The sequence below is a fragment of the Bacteroides sp. LFL-34 genome, assembly GCF_027257075.1.
GTDB lineage: Bacteria > Bacteroidota > Bacteroidia > Bacteroidales > Bacteroidaceae > Bacteroides > Bacteroides ovatus.
In genome coordinates this window covers 64,087-81,980 of the sequence record NZ_JAPQKZ010000013.1, presented here as the reverse complement: position 1 = coordinate 81,980, position 17,894 = coordinate 64,087, and the positions used below count along the sequence as shown (strand labels likewise).

Annotated in this window: 9 protein-coding genes; all 9 read left to right on the top strand. The window is 47.5% G+C overall.

All coding sequences use genetic code 11. The features are described from left to right. Positions 1–10: 10 nt before the first annotated feature. The 9 genes from N5O98_RS10000 (at position 11) to N5O98_RS09960 (ending at position 17,889) form a co-directional block, all read left to right on the top strand. Complete coding sequence (locus N5O98_RS10000; protein ID WP_004309630.1) at positions 11–3,154, top strand: SusC/RagA family TonB-linked outer membrane protein; 3,144 nt, start codon at positions 11–13, stop codon at positions 3,152–3,154. A gap of 14 nt (positions 3,155–3,168) precedes the next feature. Next, the gene (locus N5O98_RS09995; protein ID WP_004309631.1) at positions 3,169–5,070 is read left to right on the top strand and encodes a RagB/SusD family nutrient uptake outer membrane protein; all 1,902 of its coding nucleotides are present in this window, start codon (positions 3,169–3,171) and stop codon (positions 5,068–5,070) included. A gap of 31 nt (positions 5,071–5,101) precedes the next feature. Beyond that, on the top strand, positions 5,102–7,912 hold the full coding sequence (locus tag N5O98_RS09990; RefSeq protein WP_004309632.1) for a SusC/RagA family TonB-linked outer membrane protein: 2,811 nt from the start codon (positions 5,102–5,104) through the stop codon (positions 7,910–7,912). Positions 7,913–7,956: 44 nt separating this feature from the next. Beyond that, positions 7,957–9,714, top strand: a complete 1,758-nt coding sequence (locus N5O98_RS09985; protein ID WP_004309633.1) for a RagB/SusD family nutrient uptake outer membrane protein — start codon at positions 7,957–7,959, stop codon at positions 9,712–9,714. Between the two features lie 44 nt (positions 9,715–9,758). Then, positions 9,759–10,826 carry a DUF5627 domain-containing protein gene (locus tag N5O98_RS09980; protein ID WP_224262915.1) on the top strand — a complete coding sequence of 356 codons (1,068 nt, stop codon included), beginning with the start codon at positions 9,759–9,761 and terminating at the stop codon, positions 10,824–10,826. A gap of 30 nt (positions 10,827–10,856) precedes the next feature. Further along, entirely contained in the window at positions 10,857–13,121 is a 2,265-nt protein-coding gene (locus N5O98_RS09975; RefSeq protein WP_015532249.1) for an endo-1,4-beta-xylanase, read from the top strand. A gap of 79 nt (positions 13,122–13,200) precedes the next feature. Next, the gene (locus tag N5O98_RS09970; RefSeq protein WP_004309636.1) at positions 13,201–13,938 is read left to right on the top strand and encodes a hypothetical protein; all 738 of its coding nucleotides are present in this window, start codon (positions 13,201–13,203) and stop codon (positions 13,936–13,938) included. A 44-nt stretch (positions 13,939–13,982) separates the two neighbouring features. Further along, positions 13,983–15,941 carry a cellulase family glycosylhydrolase gene (locus N5O98_RS09965; protein ID WP_032855938.1) on the top strand — a complete coding sequence of 653 codons (1,959 nt, stop codon included), beginning with the start codon at positions 13,983–13,985 and terminating at the stop codon, positions 15,939–15,941. Between the two features lie 22 nt (positions 15,942–15,963). Then, on the top strand, positions 15,964–17,889 hold the full coding sequence (locus N5O98_RS09960; RefSeq protein ID WP_032855939.1) for a sialate O-acetylesterase: 1,926 nt from the start codon (positions 15,964–15,966) through the stop codon (positions 17,887–17,889). The last annotated feature ends 5 nt before the right edge of the window (positions 17,890–17,894 follow it).

The window sequence follows — 17,894 nt, the reverse complement described above, 5'->3', positions numbered from 1 at the left end:
TCTTAAACTAATGGTAATGAAAAATGTAACGAAGAAAATTCAAAAAATTCCTTACCTGTTTCTCCTTATGTTGTTTAGTTTTGTAACAGCATCAGCACAGAAAGGGATAACGGTGAGGGGAACGGTTCTTGACAGTAATGGTGAGACAATCATTGGAGCCTCAGTAACTTTAAAAGGTAATAGTTCAATAGGTACAATCACAGATATAGATGGCAATTTTGTATTGACTGTGCCCGGTGAGAAGTCTGTCCTTATTGTTTCGTATGTAGGAATGAAACCGCAGGAAGTAAAAGTGGTTTCTAAAGGTCTTATTAAAGTAACATTGGAAGATGACACCAAGCAACTGGAAGAAGTGGTTGTGGTGGGTTACGGACAACAAAAGAAAGCGTCTGTGGTAGGTGCTATTGCACAAACCACTGGTGAGACATTACAGCGTGCAGGTGGTGTGTCGAATGTGGGTGCGGCATTGACGGGTAATTTGCCGGGTGTGGTGACTTCTGCCTCTACTGGTATGCCGGGTGACGAAGACCCGAAAATTGTAATTCGTAGCGTTAGCTCGTGGAATAATAGCGAACCGCTTATCCTTGTGGACGGTATCGAACGTCCGATGAGCAGTGTGGACATGAGTTCTGTACAGTCTATATCTGTATTGAAGGATGCGTCGGCAACTGCTGTTTATGGTGTGAAGGGTGCCAATGGTGTCATTCTTGTAACCACTAAGCGCGGTAACGAAGGTCGGGCCAAGATTGACGTAAGTATGAACATGACGGCTAAAGTGGTTTCTGCTCTGCCGGGAAGAATGGAGTCGGCGGATGCGTTGTATGTGCGTAATCAGGCTGCCGAATATGAGTTAGGCTTGAATCCTGCTTCTTGGAATAAAATATTGCCGATGGAGACGATTGACAAATATCGCCATCCTGCTAATTTGGAAGAGGCCGAACGTTATCCGAACGTTGACTGGCAGAAAGAGCTTTTCAAAGATTATGCCATGTCATACAATCCGAGCATCAACCTGTCGGGTGGTACACGCCACGTCAAATATTTCGCTGCGGTAGACTTTCTGCATGAAGGTGACTTGTTCCGCGAATGGGACAATAACCGTGGTTATCAGGCAGGTTACGGATTCAACCGTATTAATGCACGTAGTAATTTGGACTTCAAGATTACCAAAACTACCGTATTGAAAGCCAATATTTTCGGTTCTTACGGTGTGAAGAAATCACCGTGGGGAGTTGCCGACGATTCATTTGGTGCCTCGCAGTTGTGGCAGGCTGCCTACAGTTCTCCGTCAGACGCTTTCTTGCCCCGTTATTCCGACGGTACGTGGGGATACTACAAGCCCAATTCGCAAGGTGCGCCGAACTCTGTGTTGAATCTCGCCAATGCAGGCTATGAAATGCTTACTACTACCCGCGTCAATACTGACTTTGTATTGGAACAGGATTTGAGTTTCCTCGTAAAAGGATTACGTGCAAGTGCCATGATTTCGTGGGACAACGTGTTTGTGGAAGCCGGTCGTGGTGTCAATGACTTGAATCACGGGACGCAGACCAAATGGATAGATCCGGAAACAGGCGAGGTGCATTATAGCAACGCGCAAACCGACTCTAAAACCGGACTCGATTTTCAGGAAGGTATCTTGTGGTCTACAGCAGGTGGTGCTGTGCGGGACTGGTCTACTCAACGCAATCTTTTTTATCAAGGACAATTGTCATGGAGCGGCAAGTTCGGTGACCACGATGTCAGCGCCATGGGAGTGTTCAACCGTACCGAACGAAGCACTGGTAGCGAATTCCCTCACTATCGTGAAGACTGGGCGTTCCGCGCCACTTATAGTTATGGCAACCGTTATTTCTTGGAATACAACGGTGCATACAACGGTTCCGAGAAGTTTAGTCCCGACTATCGTTTCGAGTTGTTTAACTCAGGTGCGTTGGGCTGGATGATAAGCGAAGAAAGATTCTTCAAGCCTCTCCGTAAGTGGGTAGATATGTTGAAAGTACGTTATTCTATCGGTGAGGTAGGTGACGATAATCTTGGTATTCGTTTTCTATATGCTACACAGTGGGCTTACGGAGGTAAGTCTTTCCACGGTTTGAACAATCGAACCGAGTCTCCTTACACTTGGTACAAGGAAGCTACGGTAGGTAATCCCGATGTACATTGGGAAACAGCTTTGAAGCAGAATATCGGTGTTGATTACGCTTTCTTCGATGGTTTGCTTGCCGGTAGTTTGGAATTTTTCTATGACAAGCGTTCGGACATTCTTGTAGCCGGTGACAAACGTGCCACTCCCGGTTATTTAGGAATTTCCGCCCCGGCTGCCAACTTAGGACGCGTGCGTACGAAAGGATACGAATTGGAACTTCGTGTAAATAAAACATTGAACAACGGTCTTCGTCTGTGGGGTAACTTCAATATGACTCATGCTGAAAACAAGATTCTCAAATACGATGACCCTGTGTTGCGTCCCGCATACCAGAAGTCGGAAGGATTTGCCATCGGACAAGACCACGCTCATCTTACGGCAGGATTTGCCAACACGTGGGACGAAGTATTCGCCATGCCTACACACAATACGATGAACGATCAGAAATTGCCCGGACAGTATATCACTATGGACTATAATGGTGATGGCGTGATAGATGCCAACGACAGCGCTCCTTACGGCTATACGGGTACTCCCGAAAATACGTACAACGCTACTATCGGATTCGATTACAAGGGATTCAGCTGCTTTGTACAGTTCTATGGAGTGACCAACGTCAACCGTTATGTGGGTTTTACTTCCTTGCACAATAACGTGAATACTGTATTCGACGAAGGAGTATTCTGGTCGAAAGATCGTTTTGATGCAGATGCTCCCATGCCTCGTATCAATTCTACTCCGAGTTATTATGAAGGTACTCGCTTCCATTACGACGGTTCGTTTATTCGTCTGAAGAATGCTGAAGTGGCTTACACTTTTACACAACCTTGGGTAAAGAAAATTGGATTGAACAGATTTAAAATATTCCTGAACGGAAACAACCTTTGGGTATGGTCGCGTATGCCGGATGACCGCGAATCGAACTTTGCAGGTACGGGATTGGCTTCGCAAGGTGCTTATCCTACTGTACGTCGTTTCAATCTGGGTATTAAATTTGACCTTTAAAACATCATCGAATTATGAAAAAATACATTATAAAATATGCTGTAATGGCTTGTTTGAGTCTCGGATTGACGGGTACGACTGCTTCGTGTACCGACTATCTGGACAAGGCACCCGAATCGGATGTCACTCCGGAAAATGCCTTTAAGGACTTCCACAATTTTCAGGGATTTGTAGAAGAGCTTTATGCTTGTATTCCCGACATGGCCAAACAATACTGGTCAAACTCTTGGAACTGGGGTGAAGACGAAGTGATTGGTGTAGACTGCAATTATCACATGGGCTATAAAGTGGACCAAGGCGACTTTTGGGGGTGGCAGGCTGAACACGACGGCTGGGGGGCCGGATTTATGGATTGCAAAACTCTGAATCTGGACTTTACTACTCCGAACGACGGATTCAGATGGAACCGCGACTTGTGGCCCGCTTCTTGGTACGGAATCCGTAAATGTAATACGGGATTAGCAAATCTGGACCTGCTTACCGATGCAACGCAGGAACAGAAGAACGCCATTGCCGGACAGCTTTATTTCTTCCGCGGGTGGTTTCATTTCATGCTGATACAATATTTCGGCGGATTGCCTTATATAGATAAGGTGTTGCCTCCCAACGAAACATTCAACGAGCCGCGACTCAGCTATCACGAATGTGCCGACAAGGCTGCCGATGATTTCCGGATGGCTGCCGATCTGCTGCCTATTGATTGGGACAAGACATCTATCAGCCCGAGCACGAAAGGATACAACCAACTGCGCATCAACAAAATCATGGCACTGGGCTATTTAGGTAAAAACTACCTGTGGGCAGGAAGTCCGTTGATGAACAAGGTGTCCACAGGAAGCGAATCCTACAATCAGGAATATTGCCGGAAGGCTGCCGAAGCGTTCGGGGAGTTGCTTACGCTGGTAGAGAACCGACAGACGCAATATAGCTTGGTGGACTTTGAGGACTATTCCGACCTCTTCTACACATACGGAAAGAATGCCCAAATGCCGGGTTCTACAGAAGCATTGTTCAGAGGATTGGTGGCAGATGGCTGGCAAAACTCAACTTTTGGTTTAGCTCTTCAGTTTGTGCCTGCCAGCTATAAGAAAGATAACAATCCGCAACTCTCGCCCACAGCCAACTATGTACACTATTACGGTATGGCAAATGGATTGCCGCTCGACGACCAGGAATCCAAGTGGGACAAGACTCATCCTTGGAAAGGACGCGACCCACGTTTCTATCATGATATTCGCTTCGACGGTTCGCCTATGGTATCTGATGCAAAAAAAGATTCGGAGGAGGTCGGTGACTTAGCCGTTGCATCCCTCTACACAGGCGGAAACGCCCGTGACGACCAGTTCGGAAGCCGTACCGGATTCCTGCTTGGCAAGTTTATTCCGGTGACAGCCAATAAATGGGATGATGGCTGGGGATGGAGTCCGCAGATGCATATCTATTGCAGCTATATGCGTCTGGCAGACATTTATCTGATGTATGCTGAAGCTGCGGCAAATGCTACCGGCTCGTCTACAGGAAAGTCAACCAACTGTACACTTACGGCACTGGCCGCAGTCAACACCATCCGCAAACGTGCGAGAGTAGAAGGTGTCAATGCCAAATATACCGGTTCAATCGATCTGTTCAACAGTGAGATTCGCCGCGAACGTGCGGTAGAACTTGCATACGAAGGACACCGTTTCACTGACTTGCGTCGCTGGTTGCTTATCGACAAGAAACCTTATACCGAAAAGACTGCTGTCGATTTCCAACGGGTAGGCGACCTTGCCGAGAACCCTCAGGAAACAGCTGTAAGCGGCTATACATATCGGGTAATCGTGACGCGTAATTTCACGGAGAAGCATTACTGGTTGCCTCTGAAATTGTCTGACGTGACCTTGTATCCGGAGTTCTATCAGAATCCGGGATGGTAAACAAGTGACTTATTAAACGAAATAGAATATCATGAAACAAATTCATAAAAATATAATTCTTAGCGCCGGACTATTGTTTGCTTCTGCCGGGCTGATGGCTCAGACGGATGTGGAGAAGACTGATACATTGGCTCAGAAAGTGAATGTGGCTTTCCGCACAGTGGACCGGGCGGATTTGATGGGTGGTGTCTCGTCCGTCAATGTAGAGGAACTGACTAATAAAAGTTATTCGCTGTACAGTCTCGACAATATGCAATCTTTAGTGGGAGGTTACAACGGACAATTATGGAACATGGGCGAAGCGTTGGTATTGGTAGACGGAGTTCCTCGTGAGGCAAACAACATTCGTCCTACCGAAATAGCCCAAATCACATTCCTCAAAGCAGCGCAAGCCGTGGTGCTTTACGGCAGCCGTGGTGCGAAGGGAGTCATTCTTATCACCACGAAGCGCGGATGCGATAAAGACTTGCGGGTGAGTGCGCGTGCCAATGCCGGTATCAATGTGCCTAAAAGTTATCCTAAATATCTGGCTTCTGCCGAATACATGACGTTGTATAACGAGGCGTTGCGTAACGACGGGTTGGATCCCGCTTTCTCGGATGAGCAGATTTACAACTATGCAAGCGGAAGTAACCCTTACCGTTATCCGAACATCAACTTCTTTTCCGACGACTATATTCGGAAGACAAGTCAGGACTATAACGGAGTGGCCGAGTTTTCGGGCGGCGGACGCTACGCCAACTTCTATACGAACATCGGTTACGAGAGTTCCAACGACTTGCTCAACTTCGGTGAAAGTAAGAACAACCGCAACTCGCGCCTGAATATCCGCGGTAATGTGGATTTGCGTATGAACGACTGGATCAGCGGTTGGGTAAATGCAAATGCTATCTTCTACGATTCCCGTCACGATAAGGCAGACTACTGGGCTAACTCGGCTACGTTACGTCCGACTGCTCCCGGTTCGGCGCCTCTTGTACCTTTCATTCCCATTGAGTTTGTCGATAAAAACGATGCTGCTTCGTGGACGTTGATCAATAATAGCAATTACCTTATTGACGGCAAATATCTATTGGGAGGTACGCAGTTGAACATGACTAATCCTTTTGCTGCCATGTATGCGTCCGGTTATCAGAAAGCTACTTCACGTCGTTTCCAGTTTGATGCGGGAATCAACCTCGATTTGTATAAAGTACTGAAAGGATTGTCATTCCGTACACAGTTCTCCGTAGACTACGGAACTTCTTACATCACTTCTATCGACGACGACTATGCAGTGTATGAAGCCTCTTGGAACAATGCTTTCGGAGGCGACCGTATTACTTCATTGACCAAGTACAATATGGACAAGCATACCGGTACGCAAAACGTATCGGGCAGTACGGCGTATCAGACCATTTATTTCTCTGCACAGTTCGGCTATCAGAACACTTTTGCCGACAATCATCATGTGAATGCATTGTTGTTGGCTCAAGGCAGCCAGCAGACCTATTCGGGTACCTACCATCGCACTAGCAATTCCAACTTGGGTTTGCAACTCGATTATAACTATGCCGGTAAGTATTACGCCGATTTCAGCATGGCAGCGGTTCATTCCGCTAAATTGCCCGAAGGCAACCGGATAGGGCTTTCGCCTTCGTTTACGTTGGGATGGCGTCTTTCCGAAGAGGGTTTCCTCAAAGATGCCGATTGGCTCGATAACCTGAAACTGATGGCAGGCTATAGTGTGCTCAATCAGGATTTGGATATCAGTGATTACTACATGTATGCTACCAAGTTTACACAGGCAGGTACGTGGTGGGGATGGAGCGAGGTAAACAACTCGATGCAGACCACCGACTTCCTGCAAGGTGGAAACCCCGACCTCGGCTACATCAAGCGTAAGGAATTTACGGTAGGATTGGACGCTTCTCTTTGGAAGGGATTGGTGAGACTTAATGCCAATTACTTCGTAACCAATACCGAAGGATTGCTGGCGCAGCCCCAAAATTATCCGTCTTATTTCCAGACTTATTATCCGAAGTCCGATATGCGTCCTTATATCAACATGAACAACCAACGTCGTACGGGTGTGGACTTGAGTGTAAACGTGGGCAAAAAGCACGGCGACTTTGAATGGAATGTGGGGCTTGTGGGTATGTACTACACCTCCAAGAACACCAAATGGGACGAGAATGTGAAATATGACTGGCTGAAAGCCGAAGGTGAGGCGATTGATGCTTTGCGCGGATATCAATGCATCGGATTCTTCAAAGACGCTGCCGATGTGGAAAGCTCGGCAAAGGTGAATGCTAATACCAAACCCGGTGATTTGAAGTATGTAGACCAAAACAACGACGGTGTCATCAATGAGCAAGACCAGGTGGTATTGGGCAAGTGGGGTGCTTCCTGGGTGATGGGTCTCAACCTGACTGCCAAGTACAAAGGCTTCACATTGTTTGTGGCAGGCACCGGATCGTTTGGTGGCAAAGGACTGAAGAATAATAGTTATATGCACGTGTATGGCGATCGCAAATATTCTGAAGTGGTTCGCGGACGCTGGACGGAAGAGACGGCAGATATCGCCACATACCCGCGTCTTACCACACAAGGTGGCGACCTGAACTTTGTGGCTTCCGACTTCTGGTTGTACGACACTTCACGTTTCGATTTGAACCGTGTTCAATTGTCTTACGACTTCCCGGCTGCTATGCTGAAAGGCAAACTTGTGAAAGGTTTACAAATCTATGCCAACGGAACAAGTCTGTTGACCTTGGCGAAGGAGCGTAAATATATGGAGATGAATGTAGGGACTTCTCCCCAATGCCGTTCGTACGCACTGGGTGTAAAGGTAGACTTTTGATGGGTCTCTCGTTGTAGAATATAAAAATATAGAATAAATAAGTCATGAAGAAAATTATAACAATATGTGCCTTTGCCGCTTGTCTGACCGGATGCGATGACTTGTTCGAACCGGCTATCGAGAACAACCTCGGACTGGAATATATGTACGAGAATTCGCAATATGCCGAAGGAATACTGGCAAATGCCTATACACGCATACCCTGCGCAGGCTATTCTTTCAACGACGTGGCTACCGATGACGCTGTGAGCAATGATGCGGAAAACAGCTGGCGTAAAATAGCCTCCGGCATGTGGACGGCAAACAACAATCCTGCCGACCGTTGGACTTCCTGCCGTTCCGCCATACAGTACATCAATCTTTTCCTTGCCAATGCCGACAAGGTGAAATGGGCGAAAGACGAAGTGGTGGCGCAGATGTTCTGCGACCGTGAGAAAGCGGAAGCCTATGGCTTGCGTGCCATGTATATGTATTACCTCCTCGAAGCCCATGCGGGCTATACCGAAGACGGTGTGTTGATGGGGGTGCCCATCCTGACCGAACCGGAAGCAGCCGGATCCAATTTCAATGTGCCCCGCAGCACATTTGTAGATTGCATGAAGGCGTTGAAAGAAGACGCCCGGTTGGCACTCGAAGGATTGCCTTGGGAATATGGTGACGCAGCGGAAATGCAACGCTTGTCTGCTAAATATGCAGGAGCAGACCAAGGCAAAGTCACCCGTGTGTTTGGCGCAAACTTTATCGGACGTATGTCCGGAAAGGTGGTGGAAGCGTTTGTGGCAAAAGCGGATTTGCTCGCTGCCAGTCCGGCATATAGTGACCAGTCAGGCGTTGATTGGAAAACGGCTGCTGCTAGTGCTGCAAAGGTGCTGAATCATATCGGAGGGGTAGACGGTATGGATCCTACCGGATGGACATGGTATTGCAATGTAGATGATATTGAAAAACTTAGCCCAACCGAATCACCTGCTGAAATTCTGTGGCGTGGTGAACGTGCCAAATCCCTCTCGCTCGAAGAAGATAACTTCCCGCCCACACTCTACGGTAACGGACGTATCAACCCAACTCAAAATCTGGTGGATGCATTCCCGATGCTGAACGGTTATCCGGTGTCTCATCTGTCCGGCGAATATGATGAAAATCTTCCGTACGCCAACCGTGACCCGCGCTTGGAAGCATACATTCTTTATAATGGTTGTAAGGCAGGCAATACGAATAAGGAAATCTTTACGGCAGCCGACGGAACTACCAATGATGCACTGAACAAGGTGGTAGGACGTTCTACCCGTACCGGATACTATCTGCGCAAACTGTTGCGTCAGGACATCAGCCTCGACCCGAATGCGAAAGCTGACCAGTATCATTACACACCGCGCATCCGCTATACCGAGATATTCTTGGCGTATGCCGAGGCGGCAAATCAGGCGTACGGTCCGCAAGATAAAGGAGGCAACGGCTATTCTGCTTATGATGTGGTGAAAAAGTTGCGCCACCGTGCCGGCATCGGTCGCGACAATGGTGATGCTTACTTGGAATCCATCAAGAACGATCAGGCAAAGATGGCGGAACTCATCCGCAACGAACGTCGCATCGAACTTTGTTTCGAAGGTTTCCGTTTCTGGGATTTGCGCCGCTGGAAGAGCAATCTGACCGAAACCGCTAAAGGGATGAATATCAGTGGAACCCGTTATACTCCGATGGAGGTAGACAAACGCTCGTTCAGTGAGTATATGTATTACGGTCCTATTCCTTATTCGGAAGTTCTTAAGTATGACGAACTGAAACAGAATCAGGGTTGGTAAACCGATAGTGTAAATTTAATAAAATGCTAAAGCATACAATGATTATGAATAAGACAATAATGAAATGCATGGTCCTTGGCTTGTTGTTTGCCGGCTGTGAAAACGGAGACAAAGAATTCGACGATTACGAATATCAGACCATCAGTTTTGCTACTCAGACTCCTATACGCACCATCACATTGGGCGAAGATGTATATCCTACCGAACAAGACAATGAATATCGGATGCAGATCATCGCTACATTGGGCGGTGTGTGGTCAAACCGCAAAGAGCGCACAGCACAGATTGTTATCGATGAAAGTTTGTGTACCAATGCTTATTTCGACAATGGCAAGCCGATACTTCCTATGCCTAAGGAATATTATACTTATTCTTCGGAACAGGTGGTATTTCCCAAAGGAGACATTTATGGACGTATGGACATACAGTTGACCGATGCTTTCTTCAATGATCCTCTCACGCCCGAACTCACCTATGTCATTCCGGTACGGTTAGCACAGGCTTCAGACTCTATCTTGGCGGGCAAACCTAAAGTTGAGTCTCCCAATCGCTTGAATGTGGCAGACTGGGACGTGCTTCCCAAAGACTATGCGCTTTATGGGGTGACCTACAAAAACAAGTATGAGGGCGTTTGGTTGAGTCGTGGCACAGACCAGCTCGACATCAATGGCAACACTTCTACGCTCAACCGTAACCCGCAGAATATAGAGAAAGCAGACCAACGTACATTGGGAACTATTGCCCTCAACAAAGTGCGTTATCCTCTTTCGCTTTCGGTGGATGTGGTGAATGAGAAAGGCGAATCTTCCAAGCAAACGTTGACAATGGACTTGGTGATAACGGTTGACGACAACGGCAATTGCTCCATCACTACCGACACACCGGGGGCTCAGGCAAGCGGTTCGGGCAAGTGGACCTATCATGGTGCCAAGAAAGCGTGGGGCGACAAAGACCGCGACCTGTTCGAACTGACCTATGAAGTGACTTATGCGCCTTATGTGTTGAATGCTGTGACCGGTGAAACGGGCACTGCCAAATGTAGCAGCACGGACGCGCTGGTGTCACGCGACAGACAGAGCAAATTTGAAACTTTTAACGTGAAGTTGAAGTGAACCGCAATCTAAACAATTTAAGAAAACTACATGAAGATGAATAGAAAAAATAATATGGTATGGGGCACGCTGGTAGCAGCTTTGCTGGCTTCTTGCGTGGATACCGAGATTGCCGATGTCACGGTGACAAAACCGGAGTCGATAGCGCAATACGAGTATCTGAATGATTATGCCCCGCTGAAATCGTACATAGACCGTGCAGCTAATCCCGATTTTAAATTGGGATTAGCGTTGGCAGCCAACGAATTTATCGAAGGAGGATTGGTATTTCGTTTAGCGGAAGCCAACTTCGACGAAGTGACCGCAGGCAATGCGATGAAATATGCTTCGTGTGTGAACGATAAAGGGGAGATGAATTTCGAAACTGTGGATAAATTTGTCACTGCCGCCCAAGCTGCCGGAATTACTATATATGGACATACATTGGCTTGGCATGCACAGCAGAATAATAAGTATTTGAATTCTTTGATTAAAGACAAAGAATTGCCGCCCTCTGTAGGAGAAGGAAATTGTTTGCATATCAATACTTCTGAAGCGAAGGCGAATCCATGGGATTGGCAAAATTACTATGATTTGGAATCTCCTCTTTTACAAGGGAAATCTTATGTATTCTCTATGAGAACCAAGGCTTCATCAGCTGTGACATTTCCGCTTTGGATAGAAACACCGAATGCTGGTAATACACATTATGGCATACCACAGATTTCAGCAGGAACTACATGGAGCACAATAAGCATTGAATTTACACCTAATAGTGATTGTTCTCGTTTGTTATTCAATTTCGGACAGTTTGGAGGAGATCTTTGGTTTGATGACATGGTGCTGGTTGAAAAAGGTTCTGAGCAAAATATGATAAAGAACGGAACTTTTGAAGAAGGAAATCTGCCTTCTAATTGGTCTAAACCAAGTTGGCATGCGCATTCTTATTCAATTATACCTACACCGGGAGATGCGGCAGTAGAGATTTTAACTGACATCATTACTAATGGTGATGCGCAAGGCAGTGAAACTACCAATTTTGTTTCTACTCATGTGGGAGGAGCTAATGCTGCTTGCGATATTGTTGATGGAGTAGGTAAAGACGGTAGTCGTGCTTTCGTTGTTACTTCTGCTGGTGGAGGAACAAACAGTTGGGATACTCAATTCTTTTTGTATGCTGACCGTCCGTTGGTGGAAAATGATGTTGTACGTATCTCTTTCGATTATCGTGCAGATACACCCAATAATTCTGAGTCTCAGGCTCATGCTGCCCCTGGAGCTTATATTCATTATGATGGTGGGTGTGCTGTTAGTTTCACTACGGAATGGCAACACTTTGAAAAAACTATTACTATTAACACTACCCTTTCTCCTGAGGGAAACATGCAGACTTTTGCATGGAACTTGGATGTAGGCGCGCCCAATGCACCTGCTAATAAATATTATTTTGATAATATCAAATTGCAAATAGTTACTAAAGGTAACACTATTCCTCTTACTCCCGAAGAGAAAAAAGAAGCGCTTACTCGGGCAATGAACAATTGGATTGAAGGAATGATGAAAGCTACTGGTGGTTACGTGACTACTTGGGATGTAGTGAACGAAGCTATTTCAGGTGGTGGCAACGACGGTGAAGGTTTCTATGTCTTGCAATCTGCATCTAATGCCGGTGCTGACGCTGCCAATAATTTCTACTGGCAAGATTACTTGGGTAGTGAAGATTATGTTCGTATTGTTGTAGCTGCCGCCCGTAAATATTATGCAGAAAACGGTGGTGTTAAACCTCTCAAACTTTTCATCAACGATTACAATCTGGAATCCACTTGGGATAACAATCAGAAAGCCAAGAGCTTGGTACACTGGATAGAGAAGTGGGAATCTGACGGTGTGACAAAGATTGACGGTATCGGTACACAGATGCACGTGGCTTATCGCGCCAATGCTGCTGACCAGCAGAAGCAAGAAGAACATGTAGTGAAAATGTTTGAAATCTTAGCCAAGAGTGGCAAACTCGTGAAAGTATCTGAGCTGGATATGGGATATGTGGATGAAAGCGGCACTACGGTGTTGACAAAGGATATGACAGAAGAACAACATAAAGCGATGGCTGAATATTATAAGTTTATCGTGAAGAAATACTTCGAGATTATTCCTGTGGCACAGCAATACGGCATCACGCAGTGGTGTGCTACCGATGCTCCCGGTGCCCCCGGTGATTCTAACTGGCGTGGCGGTGAACCTGTAGGTTTATGGGATTCCAACTACAACCGTAAGCATACTTATGCCGGTTTTGCTGACGGATTGGCTGGTAAATAATAGAGATTGATAAGAAAAGGCAGCGGGGCATATAACATGAATCCGCTGCCTTTATTGTTTCAATAAAAGTCGGATAATAATGAAAAACATATTATTTATTTTAAGTTTGATTATTTGGTGTAGCTGTAGTAATGAAATTCTGTTTGATATAGATAAAGTAGGAGATATAGTTACAAGGGCTGCAAATTCGGATAGTACATATTGTTTTGGGGCTTCAGATTCGGATGTAGTGGAGGACTTTGTTATTAGTCCGAAGGATGACTCACAACCTCTTAGTAGAACTTTATGTTCCTATGTAGAGGTTAATGGAACAAAAACATTATTGCAACCTGAAATAGTGAGCGATCCTTCATGGTTGGATTATCTTATATGTTTTCAGTATTATGATATATATGTTCTATCGGTAGTAGCCCAGGACAATACTTCCTCTCTCAGAAGTGGAAAAATTGTATTGAAACAGCCGGGATCTAATAAAACATTAACAGTTGGTATTACTCAAAATGGAATTGATAATCGCATAATGATTTCAATGAAAGAACTGTATTCCAATCATCCTATTTTTACTGCCACGACAACTTATCCCGTAAAAAAAGATATAAGTTGCAGAATCCCATACGAAGCATACAATGATGGTGGAAAGTATGAGAGTAGTGCATCAATCACTATTCCTAAAGGGGAAACGAAAGGAACTTACGAAATGGATTATAACGGCTCTCCGTTAGTTTTTTATCATGGTGATATAAAAGGCTATAAATTGTATGAAGGAACTATCAGTGGTGACGGTATTTACAACTATAGTTTTTATCGCTATTGGTAGTATTGTTATTTTTGCAACAACTATTATGTAACATCAACATCATTATGAAAAAGATAATTTATTTGCTGGCATGGATAGGTGTGGCTTTGGCATCTTGTTCGGACGAAAGCTCTCTGCCTATACAACCGGAGATTTCTGCCGAACCGGAAACGCCTAAGGACGAACCTGCTCCGGAGAAAGACTATCATCAGTTGCCAGTGTTGCACGTAGAGGGGCGCTACCTTAAAAACGAAAAGGGCGAGACGGTCAATCTTCATGGATTTACACAGACCTACAGTCCCTTTTTTAACGATAACGCATGGACTAACTATGACGTGCAGTCGTGTCTCAGCTATAACAAACGTATGGTAGACGGAATTGTGGCTGCCGGATGGAAGTTCAACTTCGTGCGGATGCATCTCGACCCTTATTGGAGCGATGATACTTCAAAGCCGTTTGTGCGATACGAAGGACACGAACGCTTTTCCGAGACCCGTTTCCGCAAGTATCTCGACGAACTGTTTGTGCCGATGGCGGAGTATTTTGTATCTAAGGGAATGTATGTGGTGATGCGCCCGCCCGGGGTATGCCCCAACGAAGCTCCTTATCAGGGAATAGAGGTGGGCGATAGCTATCAACAGTTTCTGCTTAACGTGTGGGACATCGTTTCGCAACACCCCAAAGTGAAGAACAATACGGACATCATGTTCGAACTTGCCAATGAACCGGTCAACATCAAAGGGACCGACGGCGCCTATGGTAGCACCTCCGATGCTTGCTTTGCCAATGCAAAGATTTACTTTCAGTCCATTGTAGACAAGATAAGGAACCATTGCCGTAATATCATCTGGGTGCCGGGCTTGGGCTACCAGTCGCAGTATGCCGGATATGCCACCCACCGCATCGAGGGAGACAACATCGGATTTGCCGTGCACTGCTATCCCGGATGGTATGGCAGCGATGCCGAAAAAGACAGTGGCGAGGGAATCGGCTCTTCCACCGGTGGCGGCTACGAGCCCTTCCAGCGCGGATGGGATACGCAAGTAGGTCCAGTGGCAGCGATTGCCCCCATCATGGTGACGGAAATAGACTGGGCACCTTTGAAATACGATGCTACTTGGGGAAAAAGCATCACAGGCGAAGCCGGTGGCAAGGGCTTCGGCGCCAACTTCAAGTATATAGCCGACAATGCGGGAAATGTGTCGTGGCTCTTTTTCACTACAAGAAGCCACGAGCTGGCAGCGTTTAAGGACGTGCCGGGTACAGAGGGCAACTATACGTTCCTCAACGATCCCGAAGCCTGTCCGTGGGCAATGTATCATTGGTTCAAGGAGTATGCCGAGGGAGTGACCGTCAATGGCGAGCCCGAGAGACTGGAACTGATGGGCGAGCAGGCGACACGCTCGTTGCAGATGGGAGGAGTGCACTACCTGAAAGTGAAGGCGGTGTATAAAGATGGCACCTCGCGAATGGTGACTGCCGAGGCGACTATCAATAGCTCGGACGAACAAGTGCTGAAGGTGGAGCCGACTGGCAAACTGGTGGCAGTGGCACCAGGCAATGCTACGGTAACGGTGACTTACCGCACAGCAGCGGGAAACAGCATGCAACAGACATTGCAGGTGACGGTGGTTTCGCCTTTTGTGCTGACGGAAGACGTGTTTGACCCTTCGATATGGGAAGAAGGCACCTTTGACGAAACGACCCGCACCTTGGTGACAGGCAAATATGGCTTTGGCGGATGGAAATACCCCGGCGGACTTGACTTGTCGGGCTACCGGAGGCTGACCGTGGAATTGGGCAACGACAACGAGTGCGGTGTCTCTTTCCGCCTTTTTGACAAGAACGACTACTGGACGAAGCCCGCCACCTACGATTTCGGACAGACACGCAGAGTGGTGGTAGATTTGCAGCAGATGAAAGATACTGACGGCAATAGGGTAGACCCGTCGCACCTCTACATTGTCGGGTTCTGGTCGACTGGTGGCAAGCCGATTGTGATAAGCAGCATGAAGTTGGAATAAATATAATATAGAAAGATAGTAAATGAAGAAGTTATTATTGTTGAGTTGTTTGTTGTGTGCAAGCCTTTGCGCGGTTGCACAGGATGCAAACTTTTACATTTATCTGTGCCTAGGGCAGTCTAACATGGAAGGCAATGCCCGCTATGAAGCACAAGATACGCTGGTGGATGCACGCTTCCAAGTGTTGGCGGCGGTAGACAATAAAGAGTTGGGACGCGTGAAAGGCGAATGGTATCCCGCCCGCGCTCCGCTGTGCCGTCCGAACACCGGGCTGACACCGGCTGATTATTTCGGACGGACCTTGGTAGAAAACTTGCCCCCGCATGTGCGCATCGGAGTGGTGCACGTGGCGATAGGCGGGTGCCGGATCGAGCTTTTCCAGAAAGACAAATGCGAGGAGTATATCAAAACAGCTCCCGACTGGATGGTGAATACGCTGAAAGAGTATGACAACGACCCGTATACCCGTTTGGTGGAGATGGCACGCATTGCACAGAAAAGCGGTGTGATAAAAGGGATACTTCTACATCAGGGCGAGTCGAACACCGGTGACAAGGAGTGGTCCCAAAAGGTGAAGAGCGTATACGACAACCTGCTTGCTGACCTTCATCTGCAGGCTGACGAGGTGCCCCTGATTGCCGGTGAAGTGGTGAATGCCGACCACGGTGGTGTTTGTGCAGGCATGAACGAGGTAATTGCTATGCTGCCGCAGGTGATAAAGAACTGCGCTATTGTCTCCTCCAAGGGGTTGAGCTGCGCTCCCGACCATCTTCACTTCGATGCTGCCGGTTACCGGGTGCTGGGACGCCGCTATGCGGCACAGGCACTCCACCTGATGGGCATTGAACTTCCTTCGCCCGATGATGTGTGGAAGCACACAGTGGCAGCCCCCACCAATATGCACGGCAGCGACTTCCCTCGTATCGACAAGGACAACCGTGCTTATTTCCGTTGCTACGCTCCCGATGTGAAACGCTTGCAGGCAGATGTTTGCGGCAAGAAGTATGAGATGGCCATGGACGAGCACGGCTGGTGGAGCGTGAAGACCGACCCGCTGCCGGTGGGATTCCACTATTATTTCCTGTTGGTAGACGGATTCAGGGTGGTAGATCCCTCTTCGTGCACCTTCTTCGGTTGTTGCCGCATGGCGAGCGGCATCGAGATACCCGAAGGGGCAGAGGGCGATTACTATCGCCCGCAGCAAGTGTCGCATGGGCAAGTGCGCTCCTGCACCTATTATTCGGAAGCGAAGAAAGAGTTTCGTCGTTGCATGGTGTACACACCGGCAGAGTATGAGTCTCACCCCAAAAAACGCTATCCGGTGCTCTACTTGCAGCACGGCATGGGAGAAGATGAAACCGGCTGGAGCACCCAGGGATATATGCACTACATCATGGACAACCTGATAGCCACCGGCAAGTGCGTGCCCATGCTCGTGGTGATGGATAGCGGAGATGTGGAGACTCCCTTCGTGCCGCGTCCGGGGAAAGATGTGAACGAAGAGCGTGCGCTTTACGGCGCTTCTTTCTATGATGTCATTTTGAAAGACCTCATTCCGATGATAGACCGTACATTCCGCACCAAGACCGACCGCGAACACCGTGCAATGGCAGGCTTGTCGTGGGGAGGACACCAGACGTTCCAAACAGCGTTGCCGCGTCTCGACATGTTCTCCTACATTGGCGGGTTCAGCGGGGCGATTTTCGGGCTGGACGTGAAAACGTGCTTCGACGGTGTGTTTGCCGATGCAGGTAAGTTCAACAAGAAAGTGCATTATCTCTTCCTCGGCTGCGGCACGGACGAACAGATGGGCACGAAGCAGTTGGTGGAGTCTCTCCGCAAACTGGGCATCAACGTGGCTTATTATGAATCGCAAGGCACCGGCCACGAATGGCTCACATGGAGACGCTGTCTGAAAGAGTTTGTTCCACACTTGTTTAAACATTGAAAATG

Coding starts and splice junctions, on each gene's coding strand:
- N5O98_RS10000 (WP_004309630.1), top strand. CDS start 11: ATGGTAATGAAAAATGTAACGAAGAAAATTCAAAAAATTCCTTACCTG.
- N5O98_RS09995 (WP_004309631.1), top strand. CDS start 3,169: ATGAAAAAATACATTATAAAATATGCTGTAATGGCTTGTTTGAGTCTC.
- N5O98_RS09990 (WP_004309632.1), top strand. CDS start 5,102: ATGAAACAAATTCATAAAAATATAATTCTTAGCGCCGGACTATTGTTT.
- N5O98_RS09985 (WP_004309633.1), top strand. CDS start 7,957: ATGAAGAAAATTATAACAATATGTGCCTTTGCCGCTTGTCTGACCGGA.
- N5O98_RS09980 (WP_224262915.1), top strand. CDS start 9,759: ATGAATAAGACAATAATGAAATGCATGGTCCTTGGCTTGTTGTTTGCC.
- N5O98_RS09975 (WP_015532249.1), top strand. CDS start 10,857: ATGAAGATGAATAGAAAAAATAATATGGTATGGGGCACGCTGGTAGCA.
- N5O98_RS09970 (WP_004309636.1), top strand. CDS start 13,201: ATGAAAAACATATTATTTATTTTAAGTTTGATTATTTGGTGTAGCTGT.
- N5O98_RS09965 (WP_032855938.1), top strand. CDS start 13,983: ATGAAAAAGATAATTTATTTGCTGGCATGGATAGGTGTGGCTTTGGCA.
- N5O98_RS09960 (WP_032855939.1), top strand. CDS start 15,964: ATGAAGAAGTTATTATTGTTGAGTTGTTTGTTGTGTGCAAGCCTTTGC.